This is a genomic window from Candidatus Nitrospira nitrosa (genome assembly GCF_001458735.1).
Taxonomy (GTDB): Bacteria; Nitrospirota; Nitrospiria; order Nitrospirales; family Nitrospiraceae; genus Nitrospira_D; species Nitrospira_D nitrosa.
The window spans coordinates 1,598,979-1,616,623 of sequence record NZ_CZQA01000001.1 but is presented as its reverse complement, the minus strand read 5'-3'; the positions used below and the strand labels follow the sequence as shown (position 1 = coordinate 1,616,623).

The window sequence follows — 17,645 nt, the reverse complement described above, 5'->3', positions numbered from 1 at the left end:
ACTGATCGGTAGATAATCTCGAATCGCCCTTGATAATAGTGTTCTTAAGGGTAATTCTCGTTTCCTTATCCCAACTCACGGCGGGAGGACTGCTTGGATTGGTCGAGCAGCCCACAGGCGCCTGCAAAGAATGCCAGATTGAATACCAGACATCACATCCCTCAATTATCACAACCAAGGAGAACCATCATGAAGTCCTCGACTCTCACCTCCCTCGTGCTTTCCACCGTGCTGTTCATTTTGCCGGCTGTGGCGCCGGCTGCCACCGTCACCGGCGGCGAGTTCACGATGAGTCTTGACCGTGATGCGTTAGCCCAACTCGTTCTGAATCCAAGCGGCACCCCGCCGACGATTTTTCTTGAGGAATTCTTCACCTCGCCTTCGCTGACAGGCGCGCAAATCAATGACGTCGTCAATACGAATCTCGTACCAGGCAACGGCGAGATTCCTGCCACTGGCTTGGTCTATGGCGTCACCGGGTCCACAGTTTCCAATCCAGCAGGTCGGGCCATTCAGGCGACGAATTTCACCTACGATCCGAACAACGTGACCGGCACGGCTGCCGGACAGATCGGCCTGGGCGGCGTACTCCGATTCATGGGGAATTTTCCTGGGATCTTTGCGACCGGCGACTACGCTTTGAAATACGATGCCACGCGAATCGGCAACTCGGCCGGAGGTTCAGGTTGGTACCTGCTGAACAACTATGGATTTCCCGTTCCTGGCCTAGAGTTGACCGATGTCGCCGTCGACAGCAATCCCTTCTCGTTGAACCTGTCCGGGAATCTCAAATGGAGTCCGGAGGTCACCAATGCCTTCTTCCACTCCAGCGATCTCGGCAAGACCGTCGGCACCTTCACCTTTGCCTCACCCGTCCCGCTGCCCGCCGCCGCCTGGCTGTTCGGCAGCGGGGTGATCGGATTGGCCGGAGTCGCGCGTCGTCGGATGGCACATTGTGGGTAGCCAGATGAGTTTTCGTTGCCGAACCCTTGTGGCTGCGGCCTTTGCCGCAGCCACGTATCCCATTTCACTGGTCCACGCCGCAGTGTTGCCCCTCGACACCGTGGTTGTCGGCAATGCCGGGAATCTCCCGGACCCCCTGACCGGACTCGGCTCAGTCGCGTACAGCTACCACATCACCAACACCGAGGTAACCAATGCGCAGTATGCCGCATTTCTAAATACAGTCGACCCCACCGGCAGCAACCCGCACGATCTCTACAACCCCGATATGACCAATGCCACCGGGTTTGCCGTCGTCAAAGGTGGGATTAATTTTGACCCGCAGGCCACAGCAGGCACGATGTATAGCCCCAAGCTCAACTATGATGACAAGCCGGTCAACTACGTGAGTTTCTACGATGCCGCGCGATTCGCCAACTGGGTGATGACCGGAGATACGGAGAATGGCTTTTACACCTTCAGCGATACCAACACACTAGCAACCCAGGGAACGCATGGATCGGCACAACACAACGCTATGAACTGGGTCGCCATTCCGAGTCAGGATGAATGGTATAAGGCGGCGTTTCACAAGAATGACGGCGCGACAGCCGACTATTATCTCTATCCGACAAGCAGCGACGACATCCCGGTGGTCGCCGCCGCGACCGCGACCGGCGTGATTGCCAATCCCGGCCCTAATGTGGCCAATTACAACTTCGGCGCCAACTGGGACGGCACCATCAATCTCGGCCATGTCACCTCCGTCGGCAGCGCCGGGATCGAGAGCGCGAGTCCTTACGGGACGTTCGATCAGGGCGGCAACGTGATGGAATGGATTGATGCGGTGAGCGGGTCGAGACGCATCATGCGCGGCGGGTCGCTCTGGCTCGATGAGTCGACGCTGAGGTCGACCTACACAAGCGAGTACAATCCTCTGATCGGAGGCAGCAGCCTCGGGTTTCGACTATCCAGCCTGGGCCCGATCAACGTCGTGCCGCTTCCCGCAGCGGCCTGGCTCTTTGGGAGTGCCGTCATTGGATTGATGGGCGTAGCGCGGCGGCACAAGACTATTGCCTCTTGAATTGTCTCACTGGGCAATGAACGGGGTGAGCCATCCGATGAATTGCCGGTGACGCCGTGGCCTGAAGTGCGCGGCTCTTTCGCTTACTCCAGCCGTACCGAACGGGGTGGTTTCCTGTTTTCGCAACACCGCATCGACTGGTGCCGGCGGCGACTCTTCTCTTCACGCACAGATAGCGATTGGTCAAGCATCTGCACACCCGATTCTGTGTCAACCAGTGCAGCGGTAGGTATCGGTGAGTAGATCGCCTGGTTATTGTCTTGCTAGAAATGGGACCTATCATGGACTTCGTGGTCGCCACGTATCATCAAGGAGACAATCGATGACGACCCGCGTCCTATTTTCACGGCTGCTTCGCCGGCAGAACGGCCCATCGGCAGCCTCTCGTGGTACGGATACCCGCATGGCACTAAGCCGCAGCGCCGTGACGTTCCTGGTCAGCGGCAACACCATCACGGCGTCTTCTGTTTCCCTCGCCGCCGTGGCCTGGCCGTTCGGTCGCGGCGTGAAACCACTCGGCTTCGCTCGTCGGTAAAGAACCATTGTCTCCTCATTTCTCCCATGGATTGCCGATGCGGTGAGCGCGTTGGGTAAGGAGAACTCATCCGTCGACCATGACGTACCGAAAGACCTGCGAGGGTACACGAACAGAAGAACGAGTGCCGTAAACATCACGTCTGACTATCGAGGTTGAACGGGAGAAGGGAACTTGTCACGCCGTTGCGATATCCCTATCAGAGCCGGAGCCCGCATTCCATGAATTGCCGTCGGTGCCGTGGCCTCATGTGCGCGGTTGATCTCCTCGTTACGGCCAGCAACGCTCAAGACGATTACCTCTGTGGATGGCGCTGCATCAGCTGCGGCGAGATCATCGATCCGGTAATCGTCCGGAATCGCAGTCGCACCAAGAACCAGAAGCCGGCTCATCGTCTGTTCAGAACCCTCCCCTCTTCCCTCTCGTCACACGGTGCGCGATCGGAACAATGATGCGCCGCAGTGATAGCCGCCTTCTCAGCCAGACAGCTTCTGTCAGTCGGTCATACCCTCCATTCCAACTGTCCTGATTGACCGTCTTTCTTCCTGATCGCACCTACGATACAGTGTGATACCCGATGATCCACTCTTTTCGTCCCCTCATTTGTGCTTCTCTTCTGGCGACGATCGCGCCGCTCTCGCTCGCACAGGCCGAGCTTCGGCCGCAGCATGTCGCCATCGTAGCCAACGCCACGAACCCCGACAGCCTCGCTGTGGCTCGGCACTATGCCGCTCAGCGTAACATTCCATCAGACCACATCATTCCGCTCACGCTCCCGTTTCGCGACACGATTTCCCGTCAAGAATACGAGGATCTCGTCGTCATGCCGCTTCGACGTATACTGGAAGACCGCGCGCTCCATTCGTCCGTTCGCATCCTCGTCACCACCTATGGAATCCCGTTGCGGGTGGAAGCGCCTCATCTCTCGGAAGAAGAACACCGCCGGCTCACAGACGCCCAACAACTGGTCAAAACCAGCCGGACAAGATTGGAGCAGTTGAAACAGCAGTTCGAACAGCTTGTGCCGGAAGCATCGAGACCACAGGGCACACCGCCTTTCCCGGCGCAAGATATTCTCGAAGCGGCCAGGACAGCCGCGCTTGTCTCACAAGTCGACCGGAGCTGGCGTACCGCGCTTACGCAGCTCCAGCAACAGCGGATCCCATCGACCGAGCGCCCTACGCAGGAATTGATTCAGCTGACTCAGCAATATGGTGGCTGGGGTATCATGCTCCCGAAACGAACGGGATCTGAAGCGCATGAAGCGCCTCCGGAAACGCCTCAAGCAGCCGCTTGGCGTGCACTACTGGATCGGTCAAGCTCCCTGTGGACAGGACTCGGGCTTTACCCGATCACCTCACACCGTCCGTTGCTCTACCGCTGGGCGGAACGGCTCTTCGGCGTACGTGGTGTGCTGGAACTCGCGAGCGCGGAGGTCGATCGACTCACCTATACCTATGCCGATGCTAGTCTCGACAGCGAATTAAGTCTATTGTGGTGGGACCGGAATCTTTATCCCGTCGCCTGGCGCTGGGACAACCCTCTTTTTCAAGATCATGCCGCCTCCAGCGATCAACTCCCTATTCTCATGGCCAGTCGGCTGGACGCTCCGACCCCTGAACTGGCGAAGGGTCTCGTCGACCGAGCCCTACAAGCAGAGCGCACGGGATTGAACGGCAGCGTGTACTTTGATGCCCGGGGATTGCAACCGGATGGTGCGATCGACACCTACGGCCACTACGATCACAGCTTGCGAGAGGCTGCAGCGCTGGTCAAGGAGAAATCTTCGTACAACGTCGTGCTGGACGTTTCCGAAGCAACGATGACCGCCGTCCCGAACGTGGCGCTCTACATCGGTTGGTACAAGCTACGGGCGTACGAAGATGTATTTTCGTTCAGCCCGGGAGCCATCGGCTATCACATGGCCTCTGCCGAATCCCTGACGGTGCATGACCGTGGCGAGCGAGGCTGGTGCAAGAATGCGCTGGAACACGGGATTACGGCCACGCTCGGCTCAGTCGGGGAACCCTACCTCGACGCATTCCCGGAACCGGCCCGCTTTACCACTCTGCTGTTATCGGGAAAGTACTCTCTCGCCGAGGTCTACTATCTCACAAGCCGAACCATTAGCTGGAGGATGGTCCTATTCGGCGATCCGCTCTACAATCCGATGAAAGGACGTTCATCGATACCGTCAGCGGATTCTCCATCCATCGCCCCTTCGGATCGGCGATTGGGCGATCCCGTTGCGCAACGGCGACGGGCACATGATCTCATGCACGATCGACAGAAGCGATTGATCTCCCTGCTGCAACAAGCCGAGCAGCGCCTCACCGCTCAGCCGAACTTACCGGCCCAACAACAGGCTCAGTGAGTACGGAAAACGAATGATCACCCGCGCTACTATTGGGGAAAGCCTCCCACTGCTTCAGCACTCCGTGTTCGGCGCGACCGATTGTACGGGCAGCAGAGACGAGCTACAGTCAGACTCTGCCTAACATTGAGTTGGGGCGAAACCGCGCTGTTCGTGCTTCAGGATGGCACGTACACGTGAAACTTCAGATCCTCAACCGACGAATTCGCCATGGACCATCGTGGCGTAACTCGCTTCCTTTCCCGAATCCAGGTAAAGACCTGGCTGGTCAAACTGGGATCAATTACCACCCGCCCGATTGCGACGGCTTCGATGGTTTTTAGGAGCGCCTCGCATGATGCCGACTTCAATAGATAGCCTTGCGCCCCGGCATTGATTGCCGAGCGCAGAAGGCTTGCATCATCCTTTGCGGTGAAAAATAGGACGGCGATGTTCGGATGTTTTTGTCGAAGGGTTCTACATATGTTGATCCCGCTCATTCGTCCGACGAGCATCTCCAGGACGACCACGTTCGGCTGACATATCTGCACCGCTGCTTGCGCATCGATCTCAGAGCAGGCCGTGCCGACCACCATGATCCGATTCTGCTTTGAAAGTGCTGTTTCCAACTCATGGAGCGCACTGTTGGAATCATCAACCAACAGCACGCGAACGGAGTGACTCTCTTCCTGTTCTGTCTTCATCATCGCTAAGCTATCGAATGAACGGTTCATCCTTTTGGTGAGCCTCGCGCACACATCGGCCTGACAGCATCGCGCCCGCTTGTCATCCGTCGCATCCTCACGTCACACGATCCGTCGCTACTTGAGCAGGAGCAGTGTGCCACCTGGATCTTTGGGATTGAGATGATCTCGATAGACGAAGGTGGCTCCAGCGGCATAGAGCAAATCGCTGGTGGGGATGCCGATATACTTACTCTCTCCCGGTTTGAGCACGAGCTGCACATTCAATACTGTTGGGGCCGCTTGATTCGCCGCCGTCGTCATGAGAAACCCCCGCTCGCTGGTGGATCGATTAGTCACACGCAGCAAAACCGGGTTTCCTGGACGCGACTTCAGATCCAGTACCGACACCGGAGGATAGAGCACCTTGAGCCCACCGATCTCCGTGGCATGAATGTCGAGATCAACCGACAATTCCTTGAACCGTTGGCCCACCACTGATCCGCTTTCAAGGTCGCCCACTTCCACTCCTCCGGCTTGTAATGCCCAGGCCGCCGCACCCATCATGAACATACTCACGGATACTGCCATACCGATCACACCAGACCTTCTCCTCATTCGTTCGCCTCCAAGGTTATGCCCCATTACAACGATTCCTCACGCGGCTGAACCGACAAGAGACAGGGTGGAAGCCCTTGTTCATTCAGCACCTGGCCTCCAACCACGGTCTCACCCACGACACGAAACCGGGCAGTAACTCGCCTGGTTTGATCCAGAAATTTTCCGCTCGCCACGGCCGTTACTTCATGCGCTCCATCGGCATCCGTGACGTCACGTTCAATCCTGACGTGATAGTAGTCAAAGCCGTCAAACATCTTATTGAATGCCTGCGCACGTAACAGCGTCACTAACGGCGCATCCTCAGCCTGAGACTGACTCATAGGAAGCAAGAACATCGTCAAGATGAGCACCATCAGTAGAGGCATTGTCGACTCCTTATGGGCAAGTTGTGCCTTGAGCTGTATCGACTTTCATCGATACCCTCAGCGTTCTGAGTACCATTGTGTCCGAGAAGTCTGACTCGCATGTACCGTTATCGGGCGACCCGCTTTTCAAAGTATTCATCGTAGCGAGGGACAAAGTCTTTCATGGTCAATGGGGCGTGACAGCCTCGGCACTTGCTGAAGTCTTCGGACAAGGCTTTCCCGTCAGGGCCATAAGCCGCAAAGACCCAATGACCGGTCCTGAGATTCTCGGGTACCTCTTGTCCCCAACCCTCACCTTTTTCCATGACGAAGATTTTAGCGAGATCCCCCTTCATCAATTTGCCGTCCGGACCGATCACAGGCGTTTCTCCGTCGAGCTTGACTTTATAGAGCTCCATCACCAGCACCGTCCCGTTTGGAAACGGTTGCCCCGCCTTCGTTGCGGCGCCTACGGCATTGATGAATAGCTCGCGGACTTGCTTGATGTCCGGTCGCTGAATCTCAGTCAAGAACTTCGGTCCATTCCGATACCCGACCGGCAACGCAGGCTCTCCATCTTTCAACCTTACCTGGGCAGAGCCAGTCTCCGCTGAGCCGACTTCGGCAAATCCCAATATCGCAACGGCACATAGTGCCAGGCTCCAATTCTTGAGTGTCATCGGCACCTCCTTCTGTACGCTTCTCCGTAGGATCCGGTTCCTTGTACCGAGTGCGTGCTTCACCGTCTACTCATACGTGCTACTCGGATCTCTTGTTGCTACAGATTTGGTGGATGAAGCGTCTGACGACTATGGGTTCAGTCGGTTTTTCATCGTTCATTGCTTCCGGTGAGCATAAAATAACTTATACTGTGCATCGCTGATGCCGATGGCATTGAGGCACATCTACATACACCCTCTCACCTCGATGACTGACGAAGTCGCAAGAGCCCAGATGAAGCGCCCGAAACCATTGATCCACGCGTTTCTCTTTGTGCTCGGGTTCTCGATCATCTTTGTGGCTCTAGGCACGGCGGTGAGTGGTATCGGTCAACTGGTCTTTGACCTTCGCGATTCGCTGGCCAGGATCGGTGGGGCCATTGTGATTGTCTTTGGGCTGGCGACGATGGGTTTGTTCGACACGCTGTCGACTTGGTTTGGCCGCTTGGAGAATTCTGCTACTGGGGGAATGGGGGTCCGGTGGTTTCCGCTGGTCCGGTGGATAAAAGACGGGATTGATTATTTTCGACGCCTTTTCTACACCGACACACGAATTGAACTGAGCGGTCGGAACAGCAGCGGGTATCTTCCGTCCTTCCTCATGGGTATCTTCTTCTCGGCTGGTTGGACGCCCTGCATCGGGCCGACCTTGGGCGCGATCATGGCCCTGGGCTACAACAGCACGACCATCGGTCACAGCACCTTACTGCTTACTGCCTACTCGTTGGGATTGGGAATTCCGTTCGTACTCTTCGCTCTTGCGCTGGACCGTGCAAACGGCCTCCTACGCTCGCTCACTCGCCATATCCGGACCATTCAGCTGATCAACGGTACGCTGCTCGTTCTGATCGGCTTTGCACTCCTGACAAAACAGCTCGCCGTCATCGCCCGATGGGCACAAGAGAACAATTTCTATATCGAGGCAGGCTTTCTCGGTAGTGACACTCCTTCTTTTTTAATCGCCGCACTAGCCGGTCTGCTGTCTTTCCTCTCGCCTTGTGTGTTGCCTCTAGTACCAGCCTATGTTTTTTATCTTACCGGCCGCACTTTTTCGAAGACGCGAACTGATCGGTCCGCTTGAGCTCTACGACTTCGCATGACGGTGTAAATACCGGACGATTGCTTCACGCTCAGATCCTGTCAGGGGCTGAATCCCCTTTTCACGCATGAGGCTGTCCATCCTGGTCAACTCTTCTTGCCATTCCATTATGGTCCGGAACCGTGGATCCGGCACGCCGTGCGTGATGCCATGGCTACCAAACGGCTTTCCGTGACAGGCCCCACACCGCTGAGCAAACACCCGCCCATCAGCGGTATTCAATTCAGGAATTTCCGTCAACACCGCCCCACATCCCCCGAGCCACATGCTCGCCATGAGCCCCAGAGCACACAGCGAGAACCTGCCTCTCGTGCAGATGGATGTTGCGACATGCTCATCGAATACCCTCATATCGTGGCCTCATTCACCTGATCGTCTCATGACCGATCACTGGGAACTGCGTTATTTGATTCCTTGTGTCCGAATGGCCGACGCTCTGGTTGCCATCAGTCCGGCCTGCAATGACTGTCCGAAGTCATGGAGCAGCACAGCATAGCGATCCAGTAGCATGGCCACCATGGGATGACTTCTTCCCAGCGTCTGTTCCTGAATGACAAGCGCCCGTTCATACCTCAACCGCGCCTCATCCAGTAACCCCCGATCGTGCGCGAGCATCGCCCAGTTGCCAAGAATACTGGCCATCAGTCCTTCAGACGGTTCCTTTGAACCCTCATTGCTGGCAATCGCCTGGCGATAGCGCTGATCGGCAAGTTCATGGAGTCCTTCGGCATGGTAGAGGTTGGCCAAATTGTTCAGGCAAATGGCAACTGCGGGATGCGAGTCTCCGAGATGCGCGCGGCGAATGGCCAGCGCGCGCTGATAGAGCGGCTCGGCAAAGACGTACAACTCTTTTTCTTTATAGAGCGATGCGAGATTGTTCAGAATCGGCGCGAGGTCGGTTGATTCGGTTCCATCCTGCCGTTCCAGCTGGGCTAGCGCCAGATGAAATCTCGTTTCTGCTTGAACGAGATACCCCTCTTTCCGGTAGAGAACTCCCAATCCGTTGTGTGCGATTGCCAACTGAGTATGGCCTGGCTCTAGAACTCGTTCTCCTATCGTGAGTGCCCGTAGATAGTACGCCTCGGCCCGCTCAAGCTCACCTTCCTGCTGATAGACTTCCGCTAGGTTATGTAGAGCGGTCGCCACCTCGGCATGTTCAGTGCCGAGCGCCTGCTCCCAGACGGCTAACGCCCGCTCATAGTAAGACTTCGCTCTTGCATACTGTCCTTGCTCATGAAAGACCAATCCCAAATTGTTGAACGTCGCTGCCACGCGTGTATCGGTCACGCCAAATTGCTCTGCCTGTTGAGCCGCCGCCAGAAAGACCTGTTCCGCTTGCCTGTACCTGGCCTGTTCACGCGCGAGTGTTCCCTCGTCCGTCAACTGCTGCCATCGATCAGCCGGTGCCGCCTCGGCTTGAATTGATGTAAAAAGGCCCACCAGCAGCCAGACGAGAAGAAGGGTGGGATGAATCCGTCGTTTACACCTGCTCGGGGTCATCAGTATGACTCGATTCGACATCATATGGCCCTCTCTCCATTGTGATCAGAACGGGATGATGTAGACGGATTTCACCAGGTCGGCGTGGCCTGGTTATCGCTGGCCACAAGTCCGGCATAGTACACTGAGACCTGCTTCGGATTTCGTCCCACAGGAATGGTTCCCGTGATCGTATTGGTCGATGCATCGATCAACGAGACGGACCCGTTGGCGCCATGCGGAGCATTCGTCACGACAATACCTTTCGCCGACCCTGCTCCGCTCGAACCCGTCGCCCACACATCCAAGCCATGCGCACCAAGCACACCGACCGGCGGCAAGTCGACTTCTGCCACTGCCCGAAAGGGGGTGGGGAAGATCGTCATATCGAATACCATCAGTTTATCCTTTTTCATCGCCGCAGCTTGCTGTGGAGTGAGACCACTGGTCCTATTCACCAGTGTCAGATAGAGCCGGGTTCCATCCGGTGTGAGGCGAAATTGTGCCGGCCATACATGGTCAACCCGTGCACCGGTTAGGGTGAGCGTTCCTTGGGTCAGATCAAGGAGCTCCAACTTTCCGATGATTTTACTCGGATCACTGGTCAGATCGACCCCCATCATAAAAAGATGTCGGCCGTCCGGCATGATTTCCGCCTGTTGAAGATCCGCTGCTACATCGACTCGCCGCGTAATTGAGAGAGAACCTGGGTCGATCTCGGCAACCGACTGATACCCGGCTAGGTGAGCGTAGATCTTTCCCGTCGCACGCGACCAGAATAAACCAGACGGCAATGAATGATTGGGGGTCGTCGCGTCCGTGTCACACACCGGATGGCCCAACGACAGCTCCTTGGTACTGTCGCACAGATCGATTTTTAGAGAGAACTCGCTCCAGGCAATGCTCTCGTCTGCCGTTGCCACAGGAAGCAGCACACTGACAAGCCCGGTCGCGCTGCTTGACACAAACGCCACTTCCTCCGGAACAACCGGCGGTCCGACGAAAGCGATGCGGTGCTCGCCTTTCCCGGACAAGCAGACGATCGATGTCACGCGAGGTTTATCCCCCCCACCGACGCCGAGATGCGAGTTATGCAGGACCGAGACCGATCCTCCCTTCGTACAGTTCGCGACCGTATCAAGACCGGAAGTCGGATCACCGTCGTTCATGGTCCAAAGCACTTCCTTATCGACCGGATCTCTATAGATACGGGTCGGCCGCTGCCCGATTTTGACTCTGGTATCCAGTGGATTCTCGACCAGAAACTCCTCAAGAATCGGCGCCGTTGCACTGATCGGATCGATCGTCGCGACTGTGTTTGTGGTGGAATTCGTGACGAATATCCACTCGCCGAGCGAAAAGGCGACTCCACCGATCGCGTCAGCCTGTGGTGGACCGAGTGAGAGTGTGCTGATCACGGGTGTCGCTTTCCCGTCGAGTCGAACCGTGGTGAGCGTGGTGTCGTCTTGATTGGCAACAAATGCCATCGGGGTCGTGAGGGGTGTGTTTGGAGCTTGGTCGCTGTCACCGGCGCCAGAGCACGCGCTGAGGAGAATGGCGACTGGAAAGATTGTGTATCTTCGCCACCACCTGAGCCGATCTTGGCGTCCGTTGAGAGAGATCGTGTGTGCCATGATTATGTTGCCTCACAGCGCCTGTGTGGTCGCTCCTCACTGTTTAAACAGGGACGGCGTCGTAAAGTACTTGGTGACACCTCCCACAAAGCTGATTTCTTGCTGCAAATTACCGTTGAAGTCGCGATAGATCGGAATCTGTGCGATGAAATAGACCTGAGCAAAGTCGAAAACGTTGATTACGGCCCCAGTTGAATAGGCTACATACGTATGATCGGTGGTCGGCACGGACCTCCCGATAATATTTCCATCGAGCAAGACGGGCCGGTTCACCGGAGCCGGCTGGAACTCAGACAGCGCAGCTTCGATATTGTCTCTACCTTTATAGCGAAAGTTGATTTGGTTCGTGAGCGTCAACCACGGAAACGTGACCAAATTCAGTCCCGCATTGACAGAAAACTCTTCTCCGAATCGATAGCCATCGGAATTACGGAATGTATATCGGACGTTGCCCGACAGGAACTGATTCAGTCGATGAGGAATGAGCTCGTAGGTTTGATAGAACCCCGGCTGCACTCCAAATGCCCCGCGGCCGACTTGCAGGGTGGATTCAGCGAGCTGCCCGGCGACAGGCATGTTTCCGTAGTCACCGACTGGAAACCACACGCCCATTTCCAAAACGACCATACTGCGCAGGCTCGGCAGCAGATTATATTTCACCTTTCCCAACACGTCTCCGAACCCTCGGTCGAATGTGTTCGCGACTGCGGCGGCGCCGATCTGTCCGACGGCATCGATCATGCGATACGGCACTTGCACCTGGATGCCGATTCGCTCGGTGAGTCCGTAATTGAGATCCAATACCGCAGTTTGAACCAGCGTACTCAGTTGACTGACTTGGCTATTAGCCAAAATCAATTGCTTGGTTTGCTGGTTGGCGAAGGGAATGGTGTTCACCCCCCCTGCCGGAATCTCATTCGGTGTATGAGTGAAGCTGAGATTCACGGTCAAGACCCCTGCCGGTGAGATTGCCTGCTGTGACCCGATCACCACAAAGCAGCTGACTGAGCCACAAGATGCCTCAGCAGAGGAGTACCCCCCCCACAGACTCAGCAGGGCAAGCAACAGATATGACGCTGCACGGCGCATCGGCGTTGAGACCTCGAGTCAGACTGCGGCAGCCTGTCGCAACCGGCTCGTTTCGCGACCTAGAGACCGTGCGCTCACCGCCCGGGGCTTGAGTGAATTGTGCTTGGTCGGTACATCGACGTGTTCTGCCTGGATCGCTCCGACGCAATGGAGATCGATGAGGGCTGCCACAGTGTGGCTGAAAATTCTCAAACTGCCGGCGCCCAAGCGTGTGCCACCCAGCCGACCGGCCTCGACCCATCGATACACCGTCCAGCGGCTGACATTAAGAATCTTTGCGGCTTCGTCTACGCGGAGTAACTGTTTGTTCTGCAACATGCCGATGACATCCATGATGAACCCTCCATAACTTTCCTGAATGTTTCCGTACCACAATCGGGAAATGACTCGTTACCGTCGTCACCTGTTCAAATGGCGGGGCGAAGGCCGAGGAAGAAGCACCTTCTCCCCGCACTCGTCCGAGCCAACGGCTGCTTGACTCAGACCGAACCGTTATGTGTCACAATTGAAAAATCGTGGAAAGCATCATCCCAGGACGTTAGCGAGAACGCGTACGCCCCTTGTGATCCTTATCCACGCGCGAGAAGGGTAGTGACTGGAGGCGCTCGAGGATGAAGTAGGGTTGAAACGGAAGAAACAGGATAAACAGCTGAAGGCAGTACTTGAGGCTCGGTGACCAACCAGACAACCCCCATGGATGGTTCAGCCACGGAGGCGATATCCGATGTCGCTTGGCAAGCCCAGGCGCAGAATGCACTTTGAGAGGATGAACTCTCCTCGCTATGATGGTGATGCGCCTGGGTCTGGTCGGCATGAGCCAGTGCACAGCCTGCACTCAGCACGACAAGTGCGGCATACATCAGCACTGTGCAGCCGACAATGGAAAGACTATAGAAGGTCCGATTCAATCGTTTCACGTTCTCAGCCCCAACGTGCTGTTCCACTTAGGCTCTTACGACTCTATCTACAATAGGTGCTCTTGTACATGAGCGCTTAATAGCTGTCTACCTACGCATACTCACCATTGCTCACGGATGCTACACTTTTGACAACATAAGCTTGGTCCTGCATGGAGCCGTCCGGTACCACCATAAATTTCGGCCATCACTGCGCTAGGCTCCCCTCACAAAGATGCCCCAGAACGCTCGTAACGATAATCGAGCGCGGTCTTATTAGGATATAAAGGGCGGGGCCAAGGTGGAGGCAGCCAACCTTCGCCCCGCGCTTGGTCCGAGCCGGAGGGTCACCTGCTCGGACAGTCCATCCATCCCACTTCCACCATTGCCGACACTGGATCTGCACAGGAGTATTCCGCTCCTCTGCATGTGTTGTAGGCCTAGAAAGCACTCTTGATCGTCATCCCCCTACACTGATTCACTCTGTGATAAAGGGCGGGGCCAAGGTGGAGGCAGCCAACCTTCGCCCCGCGCTTGGTCCGAGCCGGAGGGTCACCTGCTCGGACAGTCCATCCATCCCACTTCCACCATTGCCGACACTGGATCTGCACAGGAGTATTCCGCTCCTCTGCATGCGTTGTAGGCCTAGAAAGCATTCTTGATCGTCATCCCCCTACACTGATTCACTCTGTGATAAAGGGCGGGGCCAAGGTGGAGGCAGCCAACCTTCGCCCCGCGCTTGGTCCGAGCCGGGAGGCCACCTGCTCGGACAGTCCATCTATCTCACACTCACTTGCACTGCGTAGTACCCCGGGCTCCAAGGCCACTGCTTCTTGCTGACACACGCGCTTGACTCACAACTTTCGACAGTCACTCCCTCGGATATAAAGGGCGGGGCCAAGATGGAGGCAGCCAACCTTCGCCCCGCGCTTGGTCCGGGGGGAGGGTCACCTTCCCGGACGAGTCACACACCGACAGCTTGATTGTGAAATGGGCGCAAGCAGGCTCAATCGTACCAGCACACGAGAGCACGACTGCTCGGTACGAATTAGGCAAACCTGACGAAAAAACTCGAAGGAGGTGCCCGCGAATGGATTGCGGAAGAATATGTGGAGAAAAGAAGTCCAGTGGAAGTGAATTCTACCGGCTCACTATCGACATTCCTGACAGTCAGTGGTGGCCCACCTACCGCTACCGTGTCCGCCGTAGCCTGACAAGCCCAGGCACAGAACTGGTCCGCGGCGGATGAATCTTCGTCAGTATGATGGTGGTGATGACTTTGATTGAGGTCACCATGAACCAGATTGCAACTACTGCCCAGGACAAGCAGTACAGCGTACAGTAACGCTGCACAGCCGGCGATTGAAAGATGAGACAATGAGTGGCGTAAGCGATTCACGTGCATTCCGGTCCCTATTATCAGGGTTGCACTATACATGAATGCTCAGAACTTGTCTGCTACGGTTACTCATAACTGCACCACAAACTTTCATCATGTGATGTTTTCAATCCAGCGCTGCACTGCACGCAGCCCATACATCCTTAGTTTGCCAAACTGTACACGATGGGCAGACTCACGACGATCTGCGGCTTTCCAATGGCCTGTTTCATATAAAGCGGGCATGCGAGCTTGACCGCTTCGATCGCTGCCTCATCGAGCACGCTGTGTCCTGAGCTTTTCTGCACAACGACATCAGCCAACTGACCATCCGATCGAATGACGGCTTTCAGAATGACTTTTCCTTCTTGCCCATTCAGACGGGCAGCGCTTGGATAGCGCTTCAGCTCTGCGACCCGACGCCACAATGATTCAGCCAACCATCGGTTGTCTGTCCTCGCTTCAGCACCAGACATCGCAACAGCACTAACCGCATTCTCTTGAGAAATCGGAGCTTCGGAAGTCACGGCAGGAACTGCTGGATTCACAGCCGGTTCCGGCTGAGACAGCTGAGACTCACCTGGTTCGGACGGAGTCGTAGATGCCATGGACTCCTTTGATTCCAAGATTGGCTGAGTTTTGGCCTCAGTCACTTCAACTACCCGTTGTTCAGGTGGCTCTTCACGTACTTGAGGAACCGCTGACTGCTGCACGATCGTTGGCGGCGGCGTTTCAATGTTCTGTTCCGTCGGCCTAATGGGCTGAGACGGTTCCGGCACAGGCCTAGGCAGTGCGGGAAGAACCTTTTTTACTACCGGCTTCACCGATGCGGTTATCGATTCTGTCGGCTCTGCTTGTGAAACGTCAGTTGCTTGCTGCACGAGGGCTACATTCCAGCTGAAGAGATTTTTCTGCACAAGAGGCTTGATCTGTGCTGAAAATGCAAAGGATAGACCAACGACCACTCCATGCAGAACCAATGAGATGGCCCAGGCAGGAACCACAAACTGTTTTTCACCCACCAATGCCATGTATCACTTATGGCTGTTCCCACACCACTTATGCAAGCCCAACATGCCCAATAAAAAAGTGCGGGGCGAAGGCCAAGGGAGGAGCGCCTCCACCCCGCGCTGAATCCGAGCCGAAGGCAGCCGGCTCGGACAGGCCACATTCTCTAGCTCTCGCACTCTTGTCCAAGAGTCGCCAGGTGGCCCATCAGAGTCTCCATTGCACTCTGATGGACCGCTCTGTCTCCACTCCACTCTTCCTTTAATTGGAGGCTTGGTTGCCCGCCAAGGCCGCCCCGGAATCGAATACCATGACCCCTCCCGGATTTGCTCCGACGGGTACCGTCTGCTTTTCCTGATTATCGGTGGCATTGATGATCGTCAGCGAATTCGCCGGCGCTGCATTCGACACTGCCAGATACTTGGCTTCACCGGCTCCTTCAGCCAAGATATCGAAGCCGTGCCCACCAGTCGACACCAGCGGAATCTCCCTCAACAGCGTGAGTGCTGGAGGCGCCACAGTGGTCCAATCAAAGACAAACAATCGGTCTTTCTTTGTCGCCGTTGCTCCATTCCCCGCTAGAATATAGAACCGTCCGGAATTCGGGGCAAACTTGTATGCCCCCGCCGAAGTTCCATCCAGTTCTGGAATCGTCAAATCAGCAATAGCTGGAACTGCCGCACTTAAGTCGATGACACCAAGCTTCGTTGCCTGAGGGGCAGTGGTTTCTCCGCGCAAAAGCAAATACTTGCCGTCAGGAGAAATCCCATACGATGTGTAAGGAGTTCCGGCAAGATCAAAGGTCTTGGTAATGGCCAATGTTGCTGGATCGATCTCCGCAATCTCTCCATATCCTTCTTGAATGCTGTAGACCTTCTTCGTCAATGTTGACCAGCGGATACCGTGCGGAGCTGAGGCATTCGGCGTAAACGCCGTCGTGATCGGCGTTGCAGACTCATCATTGCAGGGTGTCGTCTCTTTCGACGATTTGCATAGATCGATGCGCGCAATCATCTTGCGATAGTTCGTGGAGGTCTCATCCCCGTCAACAACGGCAATTTCGCCGCCGGTTTCACTGGAGACAAAGACTCGTTTATTCTCTGCAAAGGCTGCGACCTTATGTCCATCAGCCAAAAGGCAGGTTGTTCCGAGTACGGTAGGCGGCGTCCCTCCTGGGCCGAGGTGCGAATTGTGGATCACTGTGACTGACCCCCCACCCGACGAGGCGCAATTGATCAAATCGTCGCCGGGAGTCGTAGTTCCGGCGGCATTGTCACCGTCGTTCATGATCCAAATTACCTGGCCATCATTCCTGTCCCGATAGAGGTGAACCGGGCGCGTGCCCGCCGCTAGATTTGCCTCATGAACCGGGGTCGCCGCTGTGAGTGGATCGATCGTCGCGACCTTGTTCGCTGCAGCAAGATTTAAAAAGACCCAATCTTTATCTGAGAACTGCATGTCTCCGAGAGCCACGTTCTCAAACTCCGCCGCATCGATCGTGTTCACCACCGCGTTGCCAGAATTGCCCTTCAACGCCACGCTGGTCAGCGTCTTGTCTCCGGTATTGTTGACGAAGACCAATGCACTGGCCTTACCTGCGCTACCGCCAGAGACCGGTGTTGCCGTGGTGGTTTCCCCTGAATTGCACGCCGCAAGGCTAATCAGCGCAAGCCCTAATGCGCTGATTGTAATACTCGAAATAAAGTTGCTTGTCTTCCTCGTTTCCATGGAACGTTCCTTCCTCGCGAATAATCATTTCAACGTTATTAATGGGAGCGCAG

The 17,645-nt window shown here is 55.9% G+C and carries 17 protein-coding genes and 1 pseudogene; 5 read left to right on the top strand and 13 right to left on the bottom strand.

What is annotated here, in order from left to right; genetic code table 11:
• Positions 1 to 189: 189 nt before the first annotated feature.
• The 3 genes from COMA1_RS21365 to COMA1_RS07670 all read left to right on the top strand — a co-directional run bounded on the left by COMA1_RS21365 (position 190) and on the right by COMA1_RS07670 (position 2,561).
• Positions 190 to 963: a VPLPA-CTERM sorting domain-containing protein gene (locus COMA1_RS21365; protein ID WP_090746120.1), complete on the top strand. Its 774-nt coding sequence runs from the start codon at positions 190 to 192 to the stop codon at positions 961 to 963.
• Between the two features lie 4 nt (positions 964 to 967).
• The gene (locus COMA1_RS07675; RefSeq protein ID WP_090746116.1) at positions 968 to 2,026 is read left to right on the top strand and encodes an SUMF1/EgtB/PvdO family nonheme iron enzyme; all 1,059 of its coding nucleotides are present in this window, start codon (positions 968 to 970) and stop codon (positions 2,024 to 2,026) included.
• A gap of 322 nt (positions 2,027 to 2,348) precedes the next feature.
• Positions 2,349 to 2,561 (top strand): hypothetical protein, encoded by a 213-nt coding sequence (locus tag COMA1_RS07670; protein ID WP_090746114.1) that lies wholly within the window; start codon positions 2,349 to 2,351, stop codon positions 2,559 to 2,561.
• A 146-nt stretch (positions 2,562 to 2,707) separates the two neighbouring features.
• Here COMA1_RS07670 and COMA1_RS07665 read toward each other — a convergent pair whose 3' ends face one another.
• Positions 2,708 to 2,953, bottom strand: a complete 246-nt coding sequence (locus COMA1_RS07665) for a hypothetical protein (protein ID WP_090746111.1) — start codon at positions 2,951 to 2,953, stop codon at positions 2,708 to 2,710.
• A gap of 185 nt (positions 2,954 to 3,138) precedes the next feature.
• Between COMA1_RS07665 and COMA1_RS07660 the strand changes: the two genes are divergently transcribed.
• Positions 3,139 to 4,935, top strand: coding sequence for a TIGR03790 family protein (locus COMA1_RS07660; RefSeq protein WP_090746108.1), 1,797 nt, complete (start codon positions 3,139 to 3,141; stop codon positions 4,933 to 4,935).
• A 158-nt stretch (positions 4,936 to 5,093) separates the two neighbouring features.
• On the opposite strand, the gene COMA1_RS07655 is transcribed toward COMA1_RS07660, so the two are convergent.
• The 4 genes from COMA1_RS07655 to COMA1_RS07640 all read right to left on the bottom strand — a co-directional run bounded on the left by COMA1_RS07655 (position 5,094) and on the right by COMA1_RS07640 (position 7,242).
• A complete protein-coding gene (locus COMA1_RS07655; protein WP_176697921.1) occupies positions 5,094 to 5,621 on the bottom strand; it encodes a response regulator in 528 nt (175 codons plus the stop codon).
• A gap of 114 nt (positions 5,622 to 5,735) precedes the next feature.
• Positions 5,736 to 6,215, bottom strand: coding sequence for a hypothetical protein (locus COMA1_RS07650; protein WP_090746909.1), 480 nt, complete (start codon positions 6,213 to 6,215; stop codon positions 5,736 to 5,738).
• 26 nt (positions 6,216 to 6,241) lie between these two features.
• Positions 6,242 to 6,583 carry a hypothetical protein gene (locus COMA1_RS07645; RefSeq protein WP_090746102.1) on the bottom strand — a complete coding sequence of 114 codons (342 nt, stop codon included), beginning with the start codon at positions 6,581 to 6,583 and terminating at the stop codon, positions 6,242 to 6,244.
• Positions 6,584 to 6,690: 107 nt separating this feature from the next.
• Positions 6,691 to 7,242 (bottom strand): cytochrome P460 family protein, encoded by a 552-nt coding sequence (locus tag COMA1_RS07640; RefSeq protein ID WP_090746099.1) that lies wholly within the window; start codon positions 7,240 to 7,242, stop codon positions 6,691 to 6,693.
• Between the two features lie 955 nt (positions 7,243 to 8,197).
• On the opposite strand from COMA1_RS07640, the pseudogene COMA1_RS21555 reads away from it, so the two are divergent.
• Positions 8,198 to 8,323, top strand: a pseudogene (locus tag COMA1_RS21555) (cytochrome c biogenesis protein CcdA); the annotation flags it as partial.
• Between the two features lie 42 nt (positions 8,324 to 8,365).
• Here COMA1_RS21555 and COMA1_RS07630 read toward each other — a convergent pair.
• The 8 genes from COMA1_RS07630 to COMA1_RS07595 form a co-directional block, all read right to left on the bottom strand.
• On the bottom strand, positions 8,366 to 8,731 hold the full coding sequence (locus tag COMA1_RS07630; RefSeq protein ID WP_090746092.1) for a c-type cytochrome: 366 nt from the start codon (positions 8,729 to 8,731) through the stop codon (positions 8,366 to 8,368).
• Positions 8,732 to 8,782: 51 nt separating this feature from the next.
• Complete coding sequence (locus tag COMA1_RS07625; protein ID WP_090746089.1) at positions 8,783 to 9,904, bottom strand: tetratricopeptide repeat protein; 1,122 nt, start codon at positions 9,902 to 9,904, stop codon at positions 8,783 to 8,785.
• 47 nt (positions 9,905 to 9,951) lie between these two features.
• Positions 9,952 to 11,346 carry a hypothetical protein gene (locus COMA1_RS07620; protein ID WP_141654251.1) on the bottom strand — a complete coding sequence of 465 codons (1,395 nt, stop codon included), beginning with the start codon at positions 11,344 to 11,346 and terminating at the stop codon, positions 9,952 to 9,954.
• A gap of 183 nt (positions 11,347 to 11,529) precedes the next feature.
• Positions 11,530 to 12,582: a transporter family protein gene (locus COMA1_RS07615; protein ID WP_090746084.1), complete on the bottom strand. Its 1,053-nt coding sequence runs from the start codon at positions 12,580 to 12,582 to the stop codon at positions 11,530 to 11,532.
• A gap of 18 nt (positions 12,583 to 12,600) precedes the next feature.
• Positions 12,601 to 12,915 carry a helix-turn-helix transcriptional regulator gene (locus COMA1_RS07610; protein WP_245630902.1) on the bottom strand — a complete coding sequence of 105 codons (315 nt, stop codon included), beginning with the start codon at positions 12,913 to 12,915 and terminating at the stop codon, positions 12,601 to 12,603.
• A gap of 236 nt (positions 12,916 to 13,151) precedes the next feature.
• Positions 13,152 to 13,526 (bottom strand): hypothetical protein, encoded by a 375-nt coding sequence (locus COMA1_RS07605; RefSeq protein ID WP_090746082.1) that lies wholly within the window; start codon positions 13,524 to 13,526, stop codon positions 13,152 to 13,154.
• A gap of 1,494 nt (positions 13,527 to 15,020) precedes the next feature.
• Positions 15,021 to 15,887 carry an energy transducer TonB gene (locus tag COMA1_RS07600; protein WP_090746078.1) on the bottom strand — a complete coding sequence of 289 codons (867 nt, stop codon included), beginning with the start codon at positions 15,885 to 15,887 and terminating at the stop codon, positions 15,021 to 15,023.
• A gap of 238 nt (positions 15,888 to 16,125) precedes the next feature.
• Positions 16,126 to 17,592, bottom strand: a complete 1,467-nt coding sequence (locus COMA1_RS07595) for a YncE family protein (RefSeq protein ID WP_090746075.1) — start codon at positions 17,590 to 17,592, stop codon at positions 16,126 to 16,128.
• Between the last annotated feature and the right edge of the window lie 53 nt (positions 17,593 to 17,645).